The sequence below is a fragment of the Polynucleobacter sp. es-MAR-4 genome, from assembly GCF_018882055.1.
Taxonomy (GTDB): domain Bacteria; phylum Pseudomonadota; class Gammaproteobacteria; order Burkholderiales; family Burkholderiaceae; genus Polynucleobacter.
The window spans coordinates 311,384-330,738 of sequence record NZ_JACVPF010000001.1; the positions used below are offsets into that span (position 1 = coordinate 311,384).

At 45.4% G+C, this 19,355-nt stretch carries 23 protein-coding genes; 13 read left to right on the forward strand and 10 right to left on the reverse strand.

The features are described 5' to 3' along the window. Positions 1-8: 8 nt before the first annotated feature. Together ICN16_RS01505 and ICN16_RS01510 are read left to right on the forward strand one after the other, a co-directional pair. On the forward strand, positions 9-596 hold the full coding sequence (locus ICN16_RS01505) for a YqiA/YcfP family alpha/beta fold hydrolase (protein WP_216133279.1): 588 nt from the start codon (positions 9-11) through the stop codon (positions 594-596). A gap of 4 nt (positions 597-600) precedes the next feature. Next, complete coding sequence (locus tag ICN16_RS01510; protein WP_255533555.1) at positions 601-1,596, forward strand: DUF3108 domain-containing protein; 996 nt, start codon at positions 601-603, stop codon at positions 1,594-1,596. Between the two features lie 22 nt (positions 1,597-1,618). On the opposite strand, the gene ICN16_RS01515 is transcribed toward ICN16_RS01510, so the two are convergent. The 6 genes from ICN16_RS01515 to mltG all read right to left on the reverse strand — a co-directional run bounded on the left by ICN16_RS01515 (position 1,619) and on the right by mltG (position 6,604). Continuing rightward, positions 1,619-2,158, reverse strand: a complete 540-nt coding sequence (locus ICN16_RS01515; protein WP_216133280.1) for an ion channel — start codon at positions 2,156-2,158, stop codon at positions 1,619-1,621. A gap of 81 nt (positions 2,159-2,239) precedes the next feature. After that, complete coding sequence (locus ICN16_RS01520) at positions 2,240-2,941, reverse strand: ankyrin repeat domain-containing protein (RefSeq protein ID WP_216133281.1); 702 nt, start codon at positions 2,939-2,941, stop codon at positions 2,240-2,242. Next, positions 2,938-3,726: a TatD family hydrolase gene (locus ICN16_RS01525; protein ID WP_216133282.1), complete on the reverse strand. Its 789-nt coding sequence runs from the start codon at positions 3,724-3,726 to the stop codon at positions 2,938-2,940. The genes ICN16_RS01520 and ICN16_RS01525 overlap by 4 nt, the downstream gene beginning before the upstream one ends. Before the next feature lie 11 nt (positions 3,727-3,737). Continuing rightward, positions 3,738-4,883: a DNA polymerase III subunit delta' gene (locus tag ICN16_RS01530; protein ID WP_255533556.1), complete on the reverse strand. Its 1,146-nt coding sequence runs from the start codon at positions 4,881-4,883 to the stop codon at positions 3,738-3,740. Then, a complete protein-coding gene (tmk, locus tag ICN16_RS01535) occupies positions 4,884-5,522 on the reverse strand; it encodes a dTMP kinase (protein WP_216133283.1) in 639 nt (212 codons plus the stop codon). It abuts the gene before it with no gap. Positions 5,523-5,527: 5 nt separating this feature from the next. After that, positions 5,528-6,604 (reverse strand): endolytic transglycosylase MltG, encoded by a 1,077-nt coding sequence (mltG, locus tag ICN16_RS01540; RefSeq protein WP_216133284.1) that lies wholly within the window; start codon positions 6,602-6,604, stop codon positions 5,528-5,530. Positions 6,605-6,623: 19 nt separating this feature from the next. Here mltG and ICN16_RS01545 point away from each other — a divergent pair, with 19 nt between their 5' ends. Together ICN16_RS01545 and ICN16_RS01550 are read left to right on the forward strand one after the other, a co-directional pair. After that, on the forward strand, positions 6,624-7,631 hold the full coding sequence (locus tag ICN16_RS01545; RefSeq protein ID WP_216133285.1) for a folate-binding protein YgfZ: 1,008 nt from the start codon (positions 6,624-6,626) through the stop codon (positions 7,629-7,631). Between the two features lie 27 nt (positions 7,632-7,658). Next, entirely contained in the window at positions 7,659-8,516 is an 858-nt protein-coding gene (locus tag ICN16_RS01550) for an NRDE family protein (RefSeq protein WP_216133286.1), read from the forward strand. A gap of 22 nt (positions 8,517-8,538) precedes the next feature. Here ICN16_RS01550 and ICN16_RS01555 read toward each other — a convergent pair whose 3' ends face one another. After that, a complete protein-coding gene (locus tag ICN16_RS01555; protein ID WP_216133287.1) occupies positions 8,539-9,021 on the reverse strand; it encodes a PaaI family thioesterase in 483 nt (160 codons plus the stop codon). A gap of 55 nt (positions 9,022-9,076) precedes the next feature. Here ICN16_RS01555 and ICN16_RS01560 point away from each other — a divergent pair, with 55 nt between their 5' ends. The 8 genes from ICN16_RS01560 to ICN16_RS01595 all read left to right on the forward strand — a co-directional run bounded on the left by ICN16_RS01560 (position 9,077) and on the right by ICN16_RS01595 (position 14,586). Further along, a complete protein-coding gene (locus ICN16_RS01560) occupies positions 9,077-10,543 on the forward strand; it encodes a YdiU family protein (RefSeq protein WP_216133288.1) in 1,467 nt (488 codons plus the stop codon). A gap of 18 nt (positions 10,544-10,561) precedes the next feature. Next, the gene (gene msrB, locus ICN16_RS01565) at positions 10,562-10,972 is read left to right on the forward strand and encodes a peptide-methionine (R)-S-oxide reductase MsrB (RefSeq protein ID WP_216133289.1); all 411 of its coding nucleotides are present in this window, start codon (positions 10,562-10,564) and stop codon (positions 10,970-10,972) included. Positions 10,973-10,999: 27 nt separating this feature from the next. After that, positions 11,000-11,548: a septation protein A gene (locus ICN16_RS01570; RefSeq protein WP_216133290.1), complete on the forward strand. Its 549-nt coding sequence runs from the start codon at positions 11,000-11,002 to the stop codon at positions 11,546-11,548. Next, positions 11,545-11,829 carry a BolA family transcriptional regulator gene (locus ICN16_RS01575; RefSeq protein WP_216133291.1) on the forward strand — a complete coding sequence of 95 codons (285 nt, stop codon included), beginning with the start codon at positions 11,545-11,547 and terminating at the stop codon, positions 11,827-11,829. The genes ICN16_RS01570 and ICN16_RS01575 overlap by 4 nt, the downstream gene beginning before the upstream one ends. Before the next feature lie 50 nt (positions 11,830-11,879). After that, a complete protein-coding gene (locus ICN16_RS01580) occupies positions 11,880-12,671 on the forward strand; it encodes a peptidylprolyl isomerase (protein ID WP_216133292.1) in 792 nt (263 codons plus the stop codon). 90 nt (positions 12,672-12,761) lie between these two features. After that, positions 12,762-13,148, forward strand: a complete 387-nt coding sequence (gloA, locus tag ICN16_RS01585; protein WP_216133293.1) for a lactoylglutathione lyase — start codon at positions 12,762-12,764, stop codon at positions 13,146-13,148. 14 nt (positions 13,149-13,162) lie between these two features. Continuing rightward, a complete protein-coding gene (locus tag ICN16_RS01590; protein ID WP_216133294.1) occupies positions 13,163-14,335 on the forward strand; it encodes a GNAT family N-acetyltransferase in 1,173 nt (390 codons plus the stop codon). Further along, positions 14,332-14,586 carry a DUF1289 domain-containing protein gene (locus tag ICN16_RS01595; protein WP_216133295.1) on the forward strand — a complete coding sequence of 85 codons (255 nt, stop codon included), beginning with the start codon at positions 14,332-14,334 and terminating at the stop codon, positions 14,584-14,586. Before ICN16_RS01590 ends, ICN16_RS01595 begins: the two co-directional genes overlap by 4 nt. On the opposite strand, the gene ICN16_RS01600 is transcribed toward ICN16_RS01595, so the two are convergent. Together ICN16_RS01600 and ICN16_RS01605 are read right to left on the reverse strand one after the other, a co-directional pair. Continuing rightward, on the reverse strand, positions 14,583-16,190 hold the full coding sequence (locus tag ICN16_RS01600; protein ID WP_216133296.1) for an ABC-F family ATPase: 1,608 nt from the start codon (positions 16,188-16,190) through the stop codon (positions 14,583-14,585). The genes ICN16_RS01595 and ICN16_RS01600 overlap by 4 nt on opposite strands. Before the next feature lie 101 nt (positions 16,191-16,291). After that, the gene (locus ICN16_RS01605) at positions 16,292-17,002 is read right to left on the reverse strand and encodes a queuosine precursor transporter (protein ID WP_216133297.1); all 711 of its coding nucleotides are present in this window, start codon (positions 17,000-17,002) and stop codon (positions 16,292-16,294) included. Positions 17,003-17,098: 96 nt separating this feature from the next. Here ICN16_RS01605 and ICN16_RS01610 point away from each other — a divergent pair, with 96 nt between their 5' ends. Beyond that, positions 17,099-18,277: an acyl-CoA dehydrogenase gene (locus ICN16_RS01610; RefSeq protein ID WP_215374147.1), complete on the forward strand. Its 1,179-nt coding sequence runs from the start codon at positions 17,099-17,101 to the stop codon at positions 18,275-18,277. Here ICN16_RS01610 and mnmH read toward each other — a convergent pair. After that, a complete protein-coding gene (gene mnmH, locus ICN16_RS01615; protein ID WP_216133298.1) occupies positions 18,274-19,347 on the reverse strand; it encodes a tRNA 2-selenouridine(34) synthase MnmH in 1,074 nt (357 codons plus the stop codon). The two genes, ICN16_RS01610 and mnmH, sit on opposite strands and share 4 nt — an antisense overlap. Between the last annotated feature and the right edge of the window lie 8 nt (positions 19,348-19,355).

Below are 19,355 nucleotides of genomic sequence, written 5' to 3' on the forward strand. Positions count from 1 at the left end.
TCACGATCATGAAAACAACCTTACTTGTTTATCTTCATGGCTTTCGTTCATCACCAAATTCAACTAAGGCAGTAATGACTGGTGAGGCGGTGAGGTCGCTTTCATCTGCCGCACATGTTTATGAATGGTATTGCCCACAATTGTTAGCATCTCCAAAGGAAAGTATCGATATGGTGGTTAAACATATCGACCAATCTAAAGTGGATCGCATAGTTATTATCGGATCTTCATTGGGTGGCTTCTATACAAACTACCTTGCCGAGAAATATCAGTGCAAAGGCATTGCGCTTAATCCCGCTGTGTATGCAGCTAGAGAATTGGAACCTCATGTTGGCATGATGACTTCTTACGATAGTGAGGAGCCATTTGATTTCAAGGCGGAGTACATCGATGAATTACGCGCATTACAGATCGAAAAAATTACCAATCCAGAGCGTTATTTCTTAATTGCTGCAAAAGGTGACGAACTTCTCGATTGGAAAGAAATGGCTGCTTTTTACCCAGGTGCAAAACAGCTTATTCTTGAAGGAAGTGATCATGGAATTGCTGACTACGCCACTCATCTGCCAGCAGTGATCCAATTTATCGAGCATTAATGTCTTGACTGATTCATTCGGCAATTTATTGCAATCCGTACGCAGAAAATCATTATGGATTCTGCTTGCTGCAATTTTTGTTTCGGTCTTTGGGCATCTAATTTTATTTTTTGGCCTTCCATTTATTTCACTCGGAAGTGCTCCGCCAATATCTGAAGATCTGATTATCAAAACAGATCTTCGCGTAGAGCCCCCAAAAAAAATTCAGATGGCAAGCACGCCAAAGAAAAAATCTTCACCCAAGCAAGCCAATGCTGTGTCTGCCGATCCTTTAGAAGGTAAAGGTCAGGGTGCCACAGGCAATCAATCCGGACAGGCATTTAGCCTTCCCGATTCAGGAACCTATTATTTTGATGCTTATGTCGATGGGCAGCTATACCAAACTGCACAGTTAGACTGGATTACGGAGGGTAATAATTACCGCCTCTACATCAATATTCCTTATGCGGTTGTTGGCCCTTTTGTTTTTGAATCTCGCGGCACTGTCGATGCTTATGGAATAGCTCCATCCATCTATTGGACGCAGCGCGGCACAAAACCGCCTCGATATTCTCGCTTTGATCGTGATCAGAATGGAGCAGGGAAGATGTACTTCTCAGAAAAGCCTGAGTTCACTCCGGATTTACTTCCTGGAACCCAAGATCGCTTTAGCCTCATGTTTCAATTTGCCTCCCTTTTAAACGGCAGCGACAAAATTGATGATGCTGGGACCATTCGTGCTCTACCTGTTGTTGACTACAACACGCTAGAAATGTGGCAGTTTAAAAGTTATGGCGAGGTCGAATCTGAAGATATACCCAGTTTGGGCAAATCAGTGAATCGCCGTTACGCACTCATGCAACGTGAAAACGATCCATACAAGCGTCAGGTTGATATTTGGCTAGCGAGGGATCTGGATTGGCTCCCGGGCAGAATGCGTTCTCTGGAGGCCAATGGACGCGTTTTAGAGCTTGTTTTTAAGCAAAAAGCACCAATTGATAAATCAAAACTGATTAATTAGTGGCAGAGCACTAGGTAATTTTTTAGAATCCCGATCCTGATTTTGGATCTTGATTGCCTCTATTCAACAAGGCGCCCATCATTGAATACAAGGCCGCACCCGACATTGAGACAGCAAAGATCCCAGAGAATGAAATGATGATTGGAAGGATTCTCCATTGCTCAGACAAGGTGTAGGTTCCAAATCCTACCGTTGTATACATTTCGCCGGCGAAATAAAAGGTCTGGGGATTGGTTGGGAAAACTTGTAATGCCACGCAAATATAGGCCCAGGCGACAATTTCAACTAGATGACTCGCAATAATTAACAAAATGGCAATGAAATATGACAAGAAATTGGCACCGTAGACACGCTTATTTTCTAGCTTTTGGTCTATCCAGTGAAAAGCTCCTGCAATCATTAAGACAGCGACGCCATGGAATGTGAGCATTAAGCATGCCAATACCAATACAAACCAGATTTCACTATTACCCATATCTGTGTTGATTTCAGAGAAAAGCGTGCTGAAACTCGGTAATTTATGAAAGCCGGGGAGATTGATAATGTGGTCGAGTATGTACATAACTTATTTATAGATCTACTGGATTGGCTCTATTTCTTATTTGACATAATAATGATTATACGCAAATAGCAGATAAGGCAATTATGTAGGAGACTTCTTTGGGCCACCTGGATATGGCTGTTTATAAAGCTTTAGCCAGCGTGACATTAAGCCATCACGGATATCGTCTTTACCGAAAAGCTGTGCGACATCTATCGCTGTATAACCTTCGTGATTTCGCATGCTTAAATCAGCGCCGTTATCAAGCAAGTATTTGATGAGCTGATCATTGCCAGATCCAATGGCCATCATTAATGGCGTCGTCTCACTAGGACTTAAGGCGTTAACCTTGGCTCCATTGGCCATCAGAAACTCAACAATCTGCAGGTGGCCATTTGTAGCGGCGTAATGAATCGGGGCCCATCCTGGTTTATTTACAGAAGCCTTTTTCTCAAGCACCAGAACCTTGACAGTCGGAAAGTCACCATCAAAAGCTGCCATCATCAGCGGATTTTCACCACTTTTATTGGCTAAATTAACATCAGTAGCTGGAATAGAAAGAAGCAAGTCTGTGACCTTAAGGGACTTCTCGCGCACCGCAACGATCAGCATAGGGTTACCCTTGGGATCAAGGGTATTCGGGCTAACACCAGCCTTTAAAAGTGATTTAACCTCTGAAACATCGTCAAACTTAGCCGCTTTAGTGAAATCAGTAACCTGATCCTCTGTTTGAGAAAATGCAAAGTTAGGAAAGCACAATAAAGCAGCATGTAGCGCGCAATATAATTTAATTGAAATTCTCATGAGATTTCTCTATCTATTTGAAAACATTGAAAAAAGTTATTAGAGGTCTGTTGCGCTAGCGAATCAACAGAAACGCCCTTTAATTCAGCAACAAATTCACCTACTTTAGACACCCAGGCTGGCTCATTTGTCTTGCCGCGATAAGGAATTGGCGCCAAATACGGCGAATCCGTCTCAATCAACATGCGATCTAAAGGTACTTGCCTGCAGGTTTCCTGAAGATCCTTAGCGCTTTTAAACGTCACAATGCCTGAAAAAGAGATGTAAAAGCCCATTTCCATGGCCGCCTTGGCAACCTCGGTAGATTCTGTAAAGCAGTGCATCACACCACCAATTTGATCAGCACCCTCTTCTTTTAGGATTCGGAGCGTATCGGCTGAAGATGAGCGCGTATGAATGATGAGGGGCTTTTTAGATGCAATAGCCGCCCTGATATGGGTCCTGAAGCGTTCTCTTTGCCATTCCATGGATTCATAGCTACGATCACCCATTCGATAGTAATCAAGCCCGGTTTCGCCAATGGCAACGATTTTGGGATGCTTTGCCTCTTCAACCAAGAAATCAAAGCTAGGCTCTGGCGTATCTTCGTAATCAGGATGGACTCCAACGGAGGCATACAAATGAGCATGATCTTGAGCAAGCTTTTTTACATTAGGAAAATCAGGAATATCAACTGATACGCAAAGTGCATGGCTCACCTTGCAGGCGGCCATATTGGCAAAAACCTCAGGCAAGCGCGTTTGAAATTCTGGGAAATCGAGGTGGCAATGGGAGTCTATAAACATGACTCGCCATTTTAGTCTTCAAATACCTGTTGGTATTGAGAAAGCAAGGCTTCGAGCTGAATGCGGGTGGCCAGAGGGTGATTTTCATGGCGGCGGGCTTGTATTAAGGACTTCCAGAAACGAAGTAGCTTGGGAAGGCGAGCTTGTTGAGCAAGAGCCTTAATCGCCGCTTCATGTTTCGGGTAATAGCGAGGCGAACCCATTTGAGCGCAACTTTGTAAGTCTGAGACCCAGCGTTGCATCGTGGCTAACAAAACCGAGTAACGTGCTTTTTGCGTCTTGTCAGCAGCATCTAACCAATTAATTCGAGCACCCTGTGACATCGCCTGTAATAAATAACGGGATGCTTGAATAGCAATAGTGAGCTCATCTTTTTCATCCTTGTGATGACGCGCAATTAAGGAATCTAAGACCGCATAGGGCGCCCCGCCCTGCTCATCGTATATTGATTCAATGTCGGTATCGCTTATTTTTAGATCAGGAATAGTGTTGAGTTGATTGCGCAACCAATTGAGCCCACTTATGCGATCTGGTCTTGGCGCGGATAGCAAACGACAACGGGAACGAATGGTTGGTAAAACGCGATCAAGTCGATCTGCAAGCAAGATGAATATTGTATTTTTTGGCGGCTCTTCTAATGACTTTAGCAAGGTATTTGCAGAGTCTGATCTCAGCATTTCTAATGGATAAACCAAAATGACACGATTGCCGCCACGGTGCGAGCCAATCGAAAGACCTTCAATTGCAGTACGCGCATCCTCAATCGAGATGCTTTTCTTTTCCTTTTTTTCCGGTGCATCACTATCGCCATCAGACTGACTGGCTTTAGATTTTTTGGGTAATTCAGAGTCAGAATCAAAATCACCGTGAGGCAAGAGCTTGCGATGTGTCTCGGGAACGAGGGCTATGAAGTCTGGGTGATTGCCGGAGTCAAACCACCTACATGCTTCGCAATGACTGCAAGGCTTTACAGCTGCTGATGCCTCACATAAAAGTGCTTTAGCCAATTGGATAGAAAATTCAAACTTACCAATGCCTGATTGACCATGAATCAAAACAGCATTGGGAAGCGCCGCCAAGTCCAGGCCATCCCAAATGGGCTCAAGCCAAGGTGCTATTTTTTTGGTTGAAGCTTGCGGAAACATCAGTTCACTCATTTACAGCTGAATCTCCAAGGACTGTAGATCACCCCAAATTACTTCAGGGGTTCTAGTGGCGTCCACTAAATAAAAGCGACTAGGATCCGCCTTCGCCCTGCGTAGATATTCTTGCCGGACTTTCTCAAAAAAATTTAAATCCATTTGCTCGAACTTGTCTGGCGCCCTAACCTTTGATCTTCTGGCTTCAGCAATGGATCCAGGCAAATCAAACAAGAATGTCAGGTCGGGTTTCAGTAATGAGCCATCCGAACGACCTTGCACCCAGCGCTCTAAATGATCTAATTTTTCAAGGCTTAAGCCACGTCCACCACCTTGATAAGCAAAGCTTGCATCTGTAAAGCGATCGGAGATAACAATCTTCCCGGCACTTAATGCTGGCTCTATCACCTGAGCAATATGTTCTCGACGAGCAGCAAACATCAGTAGCGCTTCAGTCTCCAAGTTCATCGGAGCATCAAGCAATAATGCGCGCAGTTGTTCGCCCAATGGAGTGCCGCCCGGTTCCCTAGTCATGACAACATCACGGTCTGGATATCGATCTTTCAAAAGTTGTCCAAAGGCATCAATATGCGTGCTCTTTCCAGCACCATCGATGCCCTCAAAACTAATGAAATAACCTGGTAAATGAGTTGTCATAGCTCTTACTGTGAAGTCGGTTTAGTGGCTGCATTTCGTTTACGTTGATATTGATCAACGGCATTCTCATGCTCTTTTAATGTTTTGGAAAAATGGCTGCTGCCATCACCACGCGCTACAAAATAAATTGCATCACTCATTGCTGGATGAATCACAGCCTGGAGAGACTCCTTGCTTGGCATGGCTATCGGGGTTGGTGGCAAACCTTTACGCATATAAGTATTGTAGGGACTGTCTTTCCGCAAATCTGCTTTTCGAAGATTCCCATCAAATTTAGGCCCAATGCCATAAATTACAGTTGGATCGGTCTGTAAAGGCATATTGATCCGAAGGCGATTTACAAATACTGCAGACACCAGCGCTCGGTCACTAGGGCGGCCTGTCTCCTTTTCAACTATTGAACCTAAAATCAGGAGATCGTAGGGGGTTTTTAATGGGGAAGTGGCATCTCTTTGATCCCAAGCCGCAGTCAGATGCTTCTGCATTGCCTTTGAGGCTCTTCGATAAATTGAAATATCAGAATCCTCTGGATCGAAAATGTAAGTATCAGGATAGAAAAGCCCCTCATCGCTCGGATAAGAAAGGTCTAAAGCTTTTAGCAGCTCTTTGGAGCTCATTCCCTTGGTTTGATGAATCAGGGCTGGGTGATTATCAATAAGGCTCCTGAGTTGCCATATAGTCACGCCAGGAATGATGGTCACACTCTCTCGAACGCGATCTCCCCGCGCGAATTGAAGCAAAACATTGCCTAGACTAGCGCGAGTCGTTACGAGGTAAGTGCCCGGCTTGAGCTTGGAACCAACAAAAAGTACTCTCGCCGCAATCTGGAAAGCAACAACATTTGAGGATATCCCCTGCTCTGATAGTTGGCTTGATATGGCTGATAACCCAGACTGAGGGGCAATCTTCACTTTATAGGCTGAACCATCTGCGATATTTGATTGGGCTGGTACAACAGGCCATAAAAAGATGGCTCCATACAAAAGAATTAGAAAGGCTAATAGGTAGAGGGCATAGGATTTCCATGCCCCGCCATTCGAATGCTTTATAAATAGAGTTCTTCTCTGAAATTTTCTGCTCATCGAGCTATGATAAAAGCACATGACCCGGAACCCAGAAAACATCACAATGCCAGCCACTAGCCTGAATCGCGGATTTACCACTCTTACCAATTGGGGGGTGATTCTGGTTGAAGGTCCAGATGCAGCAACCCTCCTTCAGAGTCAATTGAGCAACTCCGTTTTAAGCCTCAAGCGCACCCTTTCAGGTGAAATAGCCCAGGGTCCAGGGGCCATTCGCCTAGTTGGCTACTGCAATCCCAAGGGTCGCCTTTTGGCAAGCGCTTGGCTTGGCTTATTTCCTGAATCCCAGGATTCCGATGATCGTTTTGCCCTGTTTCTTTCCAAAGATATTGCAGCCAGCACTGCTAAGCGCCTATCGATGTACGTTCTGCGCTCAAAAGTCAAAGTAATTGACGCTTCAATCGACTGGGATGTTTATGGCTCCTATCAAAACGATCACGATGAACAGCCTAAACCTCTAACTGAGGGATCTATCGCATTACGCATACCAGATGTGGTCATTCACGAGCAATGCTTTCAGCGTACTCTCATTGCACAAAGAAAATCAGAGGCCAATGTATCGTTAATTGATGAGCTCGCCCTCGACCAGTGGAATTCTCTGGAGGTATTAAGTGCAATTCCACGCATTGTGCTGGCAACTCAGGAGCAGTTTGTTCCGCAGATGATTAACTTTGAATCAGTTGCGGGCGTAGATTTTAAAAAGGGTTGTTACCCAGGGCAAGAAATTGTTGCTCGTAGTCAATACCGTGGCGCTGTAAAGCGGCGACTTCAATTGGCGCATACAGATGCAAGTGTATCCAGCCTAAATTACGCTAAACCTGGTGTGGAGCTGTTTCACGATAGTGATGCTAGCCAGCCCTGCGGAATGGTGGTGCTAGCAGCACTTAACTCAGAAGATGGAAATCGTATTGACCTTCAGATTGAATGCAAGTTAGATGCACTAGAGTCAGGTGCAATTCATCTAGGCATGAGCGAGGGGCCTGTGTTAAAAATAGACCAACTGCCCTACCCATTATTAGAGATTTAATCTCACGACGACCCTAATTATTTCAATATGTGCCTAATTCTTTTTGCCTGGAAATCACATCCAGACTACCCATTGGTGGTAGCAGCAAATCGAGATGAGTTTTACGAGCGTGATACAGATCCCATGGGCTGGTGGTCAGATCACCCCCATCTTTTAGCAGGCAAAGATCGGGCGGATGTGCTTGGTAGCCCAGGAACTTGGCTGGGCTTTACCAAGACCGGTCGTTTTGCTGCACTGACCAATGTTAGAGCTCCGAGCGAAAAGAAGCCTGATGCCAGAACACGTGGCGAACTTAGCTTGCACTATTTGACGGGTCATCATAAGCCGCACGATTACATCCAAGAAAATGCTAAGCGGTTTGAGCAATATAACGGCTTTAATTTACTAATGGCAGATCTTAGCGATCCAGAGAATGCTGAGATGCACTGGGTTAGCAATCGCCTTATGATGGGCCAAAATATTCGCCCAAGAAAAATATTTCCAGAGCAAGCACTCAGCCCCGGGGTTTATGGTCTATCCAATGCGATGCTAGATACCCCGTGGCCCAAAGTAAATCACCGTGTAGCTGCATTTGCTCAAACCTTAGCAATGGATAGTGGCCAACTCAAAAACGCAGATCACTATTTGCGTGTATTAGCAGATACACACGAAGCAAGTCCACAAGAGCTGCCTAATACCGGAGTTAATCCACAGTGGGAAAAAGCCTTATCTGCTGCTTTTATTAAAACGCCATCTTATGGGACTCGATCAAGCACAATTCTGCGCGTTCGCAAAGATGGTCAGTTTGAGATGGTAGAAAGACGATTTGATGCTAACGGTACAGTTGGCCATGATGTCGTTACCGGAGAGCTTAGTGCCGCTCCGGGATCCAACCTCTCCGTTTAGTCAGCTGCGAAATTTAAAGAATTTATTTCTGACGCGAGTCTTCATTCACTACTCGCTCACCATTCGCATCCTTGGTAGCCAGTCGTTTTAGAAATTGAAATGTCCCGGTTGCCATGCAGCAGACTTCACCTTGATCGTTGTAAAGCTTAGCCTCACAAAACGCCATCGTGGCAGTACGTCGCACCGTGTCAGCCTTTACACGCAAGATGCCATTTGCAGCTTGCATAAAATTATTTTTCATCTCCACAGTAACTACACTACGATCACCGGGATCTCCAGAACGAGCAGCCACTGCCATGGCTACATCCATGAGCGTGAGCAAAACTCCACCATGGGCAACATTCCAGGTATTGGTGTGCTCAGGCCTTAGAGCTAGAAGGATCTCGCCTTTGCCCATTTCGGCGGTGATCAGTCGAACTCCAAGAAGCTTCAAAAAAGGAACATTGAGCTCCTCGCCCAGATTGGCAAGCTGAGTTGCCGCATTCAGTTGTACTTTATTTGTCATAGGGTCATTTTAGAGACTTCTGCGACGCTTGTGAATTACCCATAGAATACAAAATATGTCCTTTACCCTGCGCGGCGATGATGTTTGTCAGCCTACTCCACCCACCCCACTAGATGACCCCTATTGGGTCGCTTTTTCTGCAGATGCTGGTGAGCTAATACATATTGAGCGCGGAGCCAACGGCCTGCCAAGCGACCCTCAGTGGCTCGAAGTATTGGCGGGAAACGAATTGCATGTTGGTCAATTCACGTTTTCAAACCCTATCGCAACAGCTTATAGCGGACATCAGTTTGGATCATGGGCGGGACAACTCGGTGATGGGCGCGCTATTCTGCTTGGCGACATCAATCATCAAGAGCTCCAGTTAAAGGGTGCCGGTAGGACGCACTATTCCAGAATGGGGGATGGCAGAGCAGTTTTAAGATCATCTATCCGCGAGTTTCTATGCAGCGAAGCAATGCATGCGCTTGGCATACCAACTAGCCGAGCTCTTTCAGTGGTTGGATCAAAACAGGCGGTTAGACGAGAAACCATGGAAACTGCAGCAGTCTGTTCTCGCTTAGCGCCAAGCTTTATTCGTGTTGGCCACCTTGAACACTTCGCATCACTACAATATATTGACCGCCTGCAAGAATTAGCAGACCTTCTCATTGCTGAGTTTTATCCAGGATGCGTAGACAAAAAGGATCCCTATCTAGAACTTTTCAAAGAGATAAGTTCTCGCAACGCCAAGTTAGTGGCACAGTGGCAGGCAGTTGGTTTCTGTCATGGCGTTCTCAATACTGACAACATCAGCGCCCTAGGCTTAACCATTGATTACGGCCCTTTTGGATTTTTAGATCATTTTGAAATCGATCACATCTGCAATCATAGCGATCATGGCGGCCGATATGCATATCACCGCCAACCACAAATCATGCATTGGAATATGGCCTGTCTGGCTAGCGCAATGCTCCCCTTGCTTGAACTAAAGCATTCATCCGAAGCATCACAAGAGCTATTGCGGTCGGCTTTAGAGGAATTTCCTGAGATCTATGCCAAGGAATGGCAGCATGCATTTGGCCTCAAACTGGGACTCCAGTCGCAGATAGACGGCGATACCTTATTGATTGAACGTCTCCTGCAAGCAATGCATCAATCTAGGGTTGATTTCACTAGCTTCTTTCGCAGCCTGAGCACTGTCAGCAAAGATTCCAATCCAGAAGAGGTAAGCCAAAGAAATCTATTTATCGATCGGGATAATATCGATCAATGGTTTGCCGATTATCTCAAGAGACTTCAATCTGAAGTCAGTAGTGATGATTCCCGCAGGGAATTAATGAACCAGATCAATCCAAAATACATTCTGAGAAATCATTTAGCTCAAGCCGCAATTGAAAAGGCTCAGCAAGATGATTTTTCTGAAATTTCGATATTGCAACAGATACTCAGCAAACCATTCGATGAGCAGGAGACATTTGAAGCATACTCAAATCCACCGCCCAACGATATGGAGCGAATTTCAGTTAGCTGCTCCTCATAAACCAACATATTTGCCATAATGAAGAAAACAGATCAAGAATATAAAAAATCGTTGACCGAGATTCAATATCGCGTAACCCGTGAGGCCGCGACAGAACGACCTTTTTCTGGAGAATTTTGGGATCACTGGGCTAATGGCCAATATCGCTGCATATGTTGCAATACGCCATTGTTTCAATCCTCTACTAAGTTTGATGCTGGTTGTGGTTGGCCTAGCTACAACGCACCAGAAAATAATGTAGCCATAACCGAGATTCGAGACGTTTCTCATGGAATGATCCGCACCGAAGTGCGCTGTACTGAATGTGATGCACATCTGGGTCATGTCTTTGATGATGGCCCACAGCCTACTGGGCTACGCTATTGCATCAACTCAGCCTCCTTGAAGTTTGAGCCCTCTGAAAACGCTGCACCCAGCAAAACTGAATAACCCTGTAAATAGCTGGATAATCCGTGTATGAAATTTCTATTTGACCTTTTCCCCATCATCCTCTTTTTTATCGCCTTTAAATTTGGCGATATTTACACTGCTACTATCGTTGCTATGGTTGCTACCATTGGCCAGATTTTGTGGGTGTACTACCGTCACCGAAAAATCGACGCTATGCAATGGGTAAGTCTTGTCATGATTATTGTATTTGGCAGTCTGACAATTTTCTTGCATGACAAAACCTTTATTCAATTGAAGCCAACTGCTCTTTACTGGCTTTTTGCTGGCGCCCTATTTATTAGTGCGCAGTTCTTCCAAAAGAATTGGATTCAGGTCTTGATGGGCAAGCAGATTACTCTTAAAGAGCACAGCTCTAAATCCGTTTGGCACCAGGTCAATATGGCCTGGGCGCTATTCTTTTTCTTTATGGGCGCCCTCAATCTGTATATTGCCTTTGAGTACTCAGAAGAAGCCTGGGTCAATTTCAAATTATTTGGCAGCACAGGCTTGCTAGTTTGCTTTGTTATTCTTCAAGGGGTCTGGCTAAGTCGTCATATGGAGCATCCCCCAGAATGAGTGCCAATCAAGAGCGCATAGCTTTGTTTGAGAGGGATCTAAGGTCAACATTCCAGCTTACACACTTGCAGATTGAGGATGAAAGCCATCTACACGCAGGCCATGCTGGAGCAGCTACCGGTGGCGGCCACTTTAAGCTGACCATCGTTACTCCAGAATTCGAGGGGGTATCCAAGGTAGCCCGTCATCGGGCTGTTTATGCAGCCCTCAATAAGCACTTTCCAGCAGCAATTCACGCCCTCACTATTCTTGCATTCACCCCTAGTGAAAGCACTAATTAAACGCAGATTGCTTTAAGATTCCCCTTTCCCCTTATTAATATTTATAGCTTATGAACACTCGCCACATTCTGACTATTAGCGCTTTTAGTGCTGCACTTCTTTCATCAGCTGTTTACGCGCAAAATGCTGCCATTGTTAATGGCAAAGCAATTCCCAAGGCGCAGCTTGATAAGCTGGTTCAAAAATCTAATCAACCTGATAACCCTCAAGTGCGAGATCAAGCCAGAGAAATGCTCGTTACCCGTGAACTCATTCTGCAAGAAGCGAATAATCGTGGCGTAATGCAAAAAGAGTCGGTACGTGAGCAGCTTGAACAATCCAAAATGGGTATTTTGATTGCCGCAGTTTTTGAAGATTATGTAGAAAAGGAAGGTGTTGCTGAGGCTGACTTGAAGGCTGCTTATGAACAAGTTAAAGGTCAGTACACTGGCAAGGAATATCACGTAGAGCATATCTTGGTAGAAAAAGAAGCTGATGCTAAAGCCATCACAGCCCAAATTAAGGCTGGCGGTAACTTTGAACAAATCGCAAAAGAAAAATCCAAAGATCCAGGATCTGCTCCTAATGGTGGCGATCTTGGCTGGGTAAGCGACAAAGCACTCGTGCCTGAATTTTCAAAGGCGATGGTCCAGCTCAAAAAAGGTCAAGTTACTGACAAGCCAGTCAAAACTCAATATGGCTGGCATATTATTAAATTGGATGATGTTCGCGACTTGAAGGCGCCTAGCATGGAAGAAATCAAAGACCAGCTAAAGCAGATGATCACTGCAGACCAAAATTGGCAAAAAGCCAAATTCTCTGAATTAATGCAAAAGCTTCGCGCTAAGGCAAAGATTCAGTAAACCAATACTGCCTTAAGCCCACAAACCCAGGCTTCCCCCTGGGTTTTTTCATATCCAACGAGAAACTACGTTTACCTTTATATTTGAAGAATGATGATCCTACACACCATGCTTAGAGTCGGCAATATGACTCGCTCGATTGATTTCTATACCAAAGTTTTAGGCATGAACCTGCTGCGAACTACTGAGCGTCCAGAGCAGAAATATTCTTTGGCATTTGTAGGCTTTGGCAAAGGAAATGCCGATGGACAATCTGAGATTGAGCTCACCTATAACCATGGTGTTGATAGCTATGATTTGGGCACTGCTTATGGTCACATTGCAATCAGCGTTCCTGATGCTTATGCTGCTTGCGAGAAGATCAAGGCCTCAGGCGGCAATGTGACTCGCGAAGCTGGTCCAGTAATGGGTGGGGATACCATCATCGCATTCGTTACTGACCCAGATGGTTACAAGATTGAGATAATTCAGGACTGATTTCTTCGCTTCCGTTGAATCAAAATGCCATCCAACTTCGGGTAATTCAAAGCCTTTCAGAAATTACTGAGGCCGACTGGAATGCGCTACTTCCGCCTGATGCAGGACCATTCCTAAAGCATGCATTCCTAAATGCTTTAGAGCTAACTGGTTGTGTAGGTGGCAATACCGGCTGGCAGGTAGCCCACCTTTTAGTCGAGGACTCAAACTCAAGACTTCTCGGGGCAATGCCCCTCTACCTCAAGCAACACTCCTATGGTGAATTTGTTTTTGATTGGGCATGGGCCCAGGCTTATGAACAGAACGGGATGGCTTATTACCCTAAGGCACTATCTGCAATCCCATTTACACCCGTTCGCGGGCCAAGAATTCTTATGTCGTCAAATGCGGATAAAAGCGCCATTCAAAAGATCATAGTCTCGGGCTTGAAAACGCTAGTAATACAAAATGCACTCTCCTCTGCACATGTCCTTTTCCCAGGGATGGATGAGCAAGATGAACTCAAAAAGCAAGGATTCATGCTCCGTGATTCTGTACAGTTCCATTGGCATAACAACGGCTACCAAAATTTTGAGCAATTTCTTGCTGACTTAACGATGAAGCGCCGTAAGAATATTCGGCGAGAACGTGCTTCCGTAGAAAATCATCAAATTACCTATCGTCATATTCTCGGATCGATTACAACACCTGATGATTGGGCCTTCTTCTATCGCTGCTATGAAAACACCTACATAGAACATCGCTCTTCTCCGTACTTAACCGAGGAATGTATTCAGCTACTTGGGGTGACTATGCCCGAGAATCTACATCTAATTATTGCCGAACAAGATGGAAAGCCGATTGCCTCCTCCTTACTCGTCGTTGATCAGCAGGCTAAAAAGGCATACGGACGCTACTGGGGCGCTATAGAGCATATTCCTTGCCTACACTTTGAATTGGCCTACTACCAAGCTATTGAATATTGCATCAAGGAAGGTATTGAGATATTTGAAGGTGGCGCCCAGGGTGAGCACAAGATGGCCAGGGGATTTTTACCAACCACCCTACAGTCCGCACATTGGATCCAGGATACTGTTTTTGCCAATGCAGTGAAGCGCTTCTTAGAGCGCGAACATGAAGGCATGGCGGCATATGTTGATGAGCTCGAGCAACACATTCCCTTGAAATCGTCTAAAGTGTTGTCATGAACTCTTCGAGCAACCCACTAGAGCAAGCCGGAGCTAATTCTTTAGCGGTCGGTGATGATGCTTCTGACTCACCCTGCATTGGCGTTTGCACTACCCTTTATGACGAAATCTGTCAGGGCTGTGGCCGCACTCTAGGCGAGGTCAGCAACTGGGTGTTTTTTAGTCAGGAAGAAAAAGATTCTGTCTGGAAACGCATCCGTGCCGATGGCACTGCAATGCGATTCCAACGTCAAGCAAAAGAAAATACTTAGCCTGCTAAAGCTTGGCTACGGAGATACTCTTCGTATGTTCCGGAATAATCCACTACGGTACCATCCATCTTGACTTCCAAGATGCGGTTAGCCAAAGCTGAAACGAACTCGCGGTCATGGGATACGAAAATTAAAGTGCCTTCATATTTCTCAAGAGCGATCTGCAAGCTCTCAATAGATTCCATATCCATGTGATTAGTTGGCTCGTCCATTGCAAGGACGTTATATTTTTGAAGCATCAATTTGCCCCAAATCATTCTGCCCTTCTCACCGCCAGATAACACTTTGACGGACTTGCCAATATCATCACCGGAGAATAATAAGCGACCCAATGTGCCACGAATCACTTGATCATCGTCGCCGGTATTGCGCCAGTTATTCATCCAATCCATGAGCAATTCGTCTTTTGCGAACATCTCGGTATTGTCCTGAGGCATCACGCCCACATAAGCATTTTCTGCCCACTTAACATCGCCACTATCAGCGGCAATTCCATCGAAACGTTTACTTAGGATTGTTTTAAGCAGAGTTGTCTTACCAGCGCCGTTTTGCCCGATGATTGCAATCTTTTCACCCGCACGAACACCTAGCTTAAAGTTTTTGAAGATGGTGCGGTCATAGGCTTTAGTTAATGCATTGCATTCAACAGCCATGTTGTGCAACTTCTTCTCAGAATCAAAACGAATAAATGGGTTCTGACGCGAAGATGGCTTGACTTCAACAATCTCAATTTTCTCTAACTGCTTTTGACGAGAAGTAGCCTGACGTGCCTTAGATGCATTTGCAGAAAATCGCGCTACGAAAGCAGCCAATTCAGCAATTTTTTCTTTAGCTTTAACGTTGTTGCTCAGCTGTTGCGATCTTGCCTGAACGGATGCCAACATGTACGAGTCATAATTGCCTGGATATACCTTGAGTGTTCCATAGTCCATATCCGCCATATGAGTGCACACCTCATTTAAAAAGTGGCGATCATGAGAAATAATGACAATCGTGCTCTTAATTTGATTCAGAATATCTTCGAGCCAATGAATGGAGTGAATATCCAAGTTATTGGTTGGCTCATCCAAGAGGAGTACATCTGGGTCAGAGAACAAAGCTTGGGCCAACAGAACGCGTAACTTCCAGCCTGGAGCCACAGCACTCATTGGGCCATTGTGTTGCTCGATTGGAATTCCAATGCCTAACAACAACTCCCCTGCTTTAGCTTCTGCGGTATAGCCACCGTACTCAGCATACTTACCCTCTAGCTCAGCAGCCTTCATGTAATCTTCATCAGTAGCATCTGGGTTGGCGTAGATAGCATCACGCTCAGCTGCAGCTTTCCACATCTCTTCGTGACCCATCATCACTACGTCAAGTACGCGCACATCTTCATACGCAAACTGATCTTGGCGTAATTTACCCAAGCGAATACCAGGATCCAAACTCACATTTCCACTGGTAGGCTCTAGCTCGCCACCCAAAATCTTCATAAAGGTAGATTTGCCGCAACCGTTGGCGCCGATCAGGCCGTAGCGGTTACCGCCACCAAACTTAACGGAGATGTTTTCAAACAGGGGTTTTGCCCCAAACTGCATAGTGATATTAGATGCGGACAGCACGGATGTGTTCTTACTTTCTGATAGGTCAATACTAGGGTTCGGATGCAGGTTTTGCATCAAAGACCGTTATTTTAACGGCTTGCGCGCAAAAAAGCCGTAAATTAGACTTTGAGCTTAAATGGCGTGAAATTAGTGTGAATATCGTAGTGATCTTGGTCTTCCTTGCGTTTCAGGAAGCCCACCACCCAATACGTTAAAGGGGTTGCCAGAACCTCCCAGGAGGTCTTCAGGACGTATTGGGAGGCTGCTACAGCCAAGACCTCATTTAGTGGCCACAGGCCGTAAAACGCCAGCATATAGAACAAGGATGAATCCACTAATTCCCCGCTGGCTGTTGATCCGATAGTCCGCATCCAAAGAAAGCGCCCTTGGGTCAAGATCTTCATTTTGGCTAGCGTATAGCTGTTTACAAAACTGCCGCACCAAAACGCAATCATAGAGGCCATAGCAACTCTCCACGAGTTGCCAAATACTGTTTCCATGCCCTGCTGGTAATTAGCCATATAGGACCCAGAAGCCACCGGCAAAGCAATGACTGCTTGAGCCATGATTGCGGCAAAAGCCAAGGCCGCAAAACCCGCCCACACCGCCCGGCGATCATAGGCATAGCCATAGACCTCAGTAAGGATATCGCCAAAAAAGTAAGCAATCGGGAAAAAGAGGATTCCAGCCCCAAAGGTCACATTGCCAAAAAAGGGCAAATCCAAAGTCGCAGCCTTACCGGCGCCAATAAAGTTGGAACACAGCAGAACTACGACAAAGGCCGTCAATATAAGATCGTAGTAGCGGTGGTGGCGTCTGGGTGCGTCCATCAAACAAGAAAAAAATGGATAATGGAGAGAGAATATCTGCATTCATAAAATTTCACAGGATACGGATTAAAAACTAAGATAGGACGACTAAGAACCATGAGCAAAGCTAGTTTTAATTGGGCGGACCCCCTCCTCCTCGATACGCAATTAACTGAAGAAGAGCGCATGGTGCGCGATGCAGCCGCTGAATATGCCCAAGGTCGTTTGATGCCGCGTATTCATGACGCATATCGTAATGAAACTACTGATCCAGCGATCTTCCGTGAGATGGGTGAACTCGGCCTTTTAGGTATCACCATTCCCGAAGAATATGGTGGCGCCAATCTCAATTACGTTTCTTATGGACTCATCGCCCGTGAAATTGAACGCGTTGATTCTGGCTACCGCTCCATGATGAGCGTGCAGTCCTCTTTAGTCATGGTGCCTATTAATGAATTTGGCAGTGAAGCGCAAAAGCAAAAATATCTACCTAAGTTGGCTACTGGCGAATGGATTGGCTGCTTCGGCTTGACTGAACCAAACTTTGGCTCTGATGCCGGAGGCATGATCACTAGAGCTAAGAAGGTACCAGGCGGCTTCTCACTAACCGGCTCCAAAATGTGGATTTCAAACTCCCCCATTGCAGATGTTTTTGTTGTCTGGGCAAAAAATGATGAGGGATTGATTAGGGGCTTCATCCTTGAAAAAGGCATGAAGGGTTTATCAGCTCCGAAAATTACCGGAAAAATGGGTTTACGCGCCTCCATTACCGGTGAAATCGTGATGGATGATGTATTTGTTCCGGCTGAAAATGAATTCCCAGAAATTACTGGCCTCAAAGGTCCATTCACCTGCTTAAACTCAGCGCGTTACGGTATTGCCTGGGGCACGCTTGGTGCTGCTGAGTGGTGTTGGTATGCTGCACGCCAATACACCATGGATCGCAAGCAATTTGACCGTCCACTCGCGGCCAATCAGCTTATTCAAAAGAAATTGGCTGATATGCAGACTGAGATTACGCTTGCTCTTCAGGGCTGCTTACGTTTAGGTCGCATGAAAGATGAAGGAATTGCTGCCCCAGAAATTACTTCCATGATGAAGCGAAACTCTTGCGGAAAATCTTTAGATGTAGCTCGCTTAGCAAGAGACATGCATGGCGGAAACGGCATCTCGGACGAATATGGCGTAGTACGTCATATGCTCAATCTAGAGGTCGTCAATACCTATGAAGGTACGCATGATATTCACGCCCTCATCTTGGGCCGTGCACAAACTGGAATTCAGGCTTTTAGTTAAAGTCCAAGCTTGGTGATGAGGTCTTTTGCCGTTTTTGCAAAAGCTTCATCACTATCATTATCCAGTTGAACGAAGTGATCTTCGCGATAGCTCGGAAAATTACGAACGATTGAAGATTGGTACGATGGGTCGTAATGCATTACCAATAACTCTTCAACCAAACTCTCAAAATCCCCTGCATCAATTGCATCATGCCATTTGGCAATTTGAACCTTGCCGTAACGCGATGTTAACAAGCCAAGCTTTTGCTTAAAGCTGTCAGGATTAGCTAAAAAATGTCGGTACTCACGAAGAAGCCATGAAACTCGTGTAGCGGTACTTGAACGAAGTTCTATGCATTGACCTTCACGAATTCGCTCCATTAATGGATCCGGAATATGTAAGCCCCCTACCTTTTTACTTTCAGACTCCACAAAGACAATCTTGTTGGAGTCTAATTTATTCAACGCATTCCACAGCTTGGTTTCAAAACCTTTTTGTGAAGGCTGCTCAATATTTGGCTCATTACCCAGGACTGAGCCGCGGTGAATAGCTAAACCCTCGAGATCTAATATTTGCTGCCCAAGCGAACCAATCTCCTGGAGAATACGAGTCTTGCCGCTGCCAGTCATTCCGGCAATTACTTGAAAAGAAAAATCTTTAGCGGCCTGATCGAGGCCATCAATCACAACACGACGAAAGCCTTGATAACCACTTTGTAGCTGCATGGCTTTCCAGCCGATACGATTGAGAATATGCGTAAAGGCACCGCTACGCTCACCACCACGCCAACAGTAAATCAAGGGGCGCCACTCTCTTGGAAAATCGATCAGGGAGTCCTCTAAGTGGTTAGCAATATTGCGAGAGACATAAGCTGCGCCTAATTTCTTCGCAGCAAATGGCGATACCTGCTTATATAGTGTGCCAATCTCGATCCGCTCTTCGTTACTCAAAACCGGAAGATTAATAGCACCAGGAATATGATCTAAGGCAAATTCAGCTGGTGAGCGAACGTCAATAATGGCATCAAACTCAGTCAACGAGGAAGTCAGCTTTTCAATATCGAGAATATGGGGATTACTAGCTTGCAAATAATGTC

What these genes read in the sequence shown, in the direction of transcription:
- gloA (WP_216133293.1), top strand. Translation starts at nt 12,762, where the DNA reads ATGATGATCCTACACACCATGCTTAGAGTCGGCAATATGACTCGCTCG.
- ICN16_RS01560 (WP_216133288.1), top strand. Translation starts at nt 9,077, where the DNA reads ATGTCCTTTACCCTGCGCGGCGATGATGTTTGTCAGCCTACTCCACCC.
- ICN16_RS01595 (WP_216133295.1), top strand. Translation starts at nt 14,332, where the DNA reads ATGAACTCTTCGAGCAACCCACTAGAGCAAGCCGGAGCTAATTCTTTA.
- ICN16_RS01570 (WP_216133290.1), top strand. Translation starts at nt 11,000, where the DNA reads ATGAAATTTCTATTTGACCTTTTCCCCATCATCCTCTTTTTTATCGCC.
- tmk (WP_216133283.1), bottom strand. Translation starts at nt 5,522, where the DNA reads ATGACAACTCATTTACCAGGTTATTTCATTAGTTTTGAGGGCATCGAT.
- ICN16_RS01505 (WP_216133279.1), top strand. Translation starts at nt 9, where the DNA reads ATGAAAACAACCTTACTTGTTTATCTTCATGGCTTTCGTTCATCACCA.
- msrB (WP_216133289.1), top strand. Translation starts at nt 10,562, where the DNA reads ATGAAGAAAACAGATCAAGAATATAAAAAATCGTTGACCGAGATTCAA.
- mltG (WP_216133284.1), bottom strand. Translation starts at nt 6,604, where the DNA reads ATGAGCAGAAAATTTCAGAGAAGAACTCTATTTATAAAGCATTCGAAT.
- ICN16_RS01525 (WP_216133282.1), bottom strand. Translation starts at nt 3,726, where the DNA reads ATGTTTATAGACTCCCATTGCCACCTCGATTTCCCAGAATTTCAAACG.
- ICN16_RS01550 (WP_216133286.1), top strand. Translation starts at nt 7,659, where the DNA reads ATGTGCCTAATTCTTTTTGCCTGGAAATCACATCCAGACTACCCATTG.
- ICN16_RS01555 (WP_216133287.1), bottom strand. Translation starts at nt 9,021, where the DNA reads ATGACAAATAAAGTACAACTGAATGCGGCAACTCAGCTTGCCAATCTG.
- ICN16_RS01605 (WP_216133297.1), bottom strand. Translation starts at nt 17,002, where the DNA reads ATGGACGCACCCAGACGCCACCACCGCTACTACGATCTTATATTGACG.
- ICN16_RS01530 (WP_255533556.1), bottom strand. Translation starts at nt 4,883, where the DNA reads ATGAGTGAACTGATGTTTCCGCAAGCTTCAACCAAAAAAATAGCACCT.
- ICN16_RS01580 (WP_216133292.1), top strand. Translation starts at nt 11,880, where the DNA reads ATGAACACTCGCCACATTCTGACTATTAGCGCTTTTAGTGCTGCACTT.
- ICN16_RS01520 (WP_216133281.1), bottom strand. Translation starts at nt 2,941, where the DNA reads ATGAGAATTTCAATTAAATTATATTGCGCGCTACATGCTGCTTTATTG.
- ICN16_RS01575 (WP_216133291.1), top strand. Translation starts at nt 11,545, where the DNA reads ATGAGTGCCAATCAAGAGCGCATAGCTTTGTTTGAGAGGGATCTAAGG.
- ICN16_RS01515 (WP_216133280.1), bottom strand. Translation starts at nt 2,158, where the DNA reads ATGTACATACTCGACCACATTATCAATCTCCCCGGCTTTCATAAATTA.
- ICN16_RS01545 (WP_216133285.1), top strand. Translation starts at nt 6,624, where the DNA reads ATGACCCGGAACCCAGAAAACATCACAATGCCAGCCACTAGCCTGAAT.
- ICN16_RS01610 (WP_215374147.1), top strand. Translation starts at nt 17,099, where the DNA reads ATGAGCAAAGCTAGTTTTAATTGGGCGGACCCCCTCCTCCTCGATACG.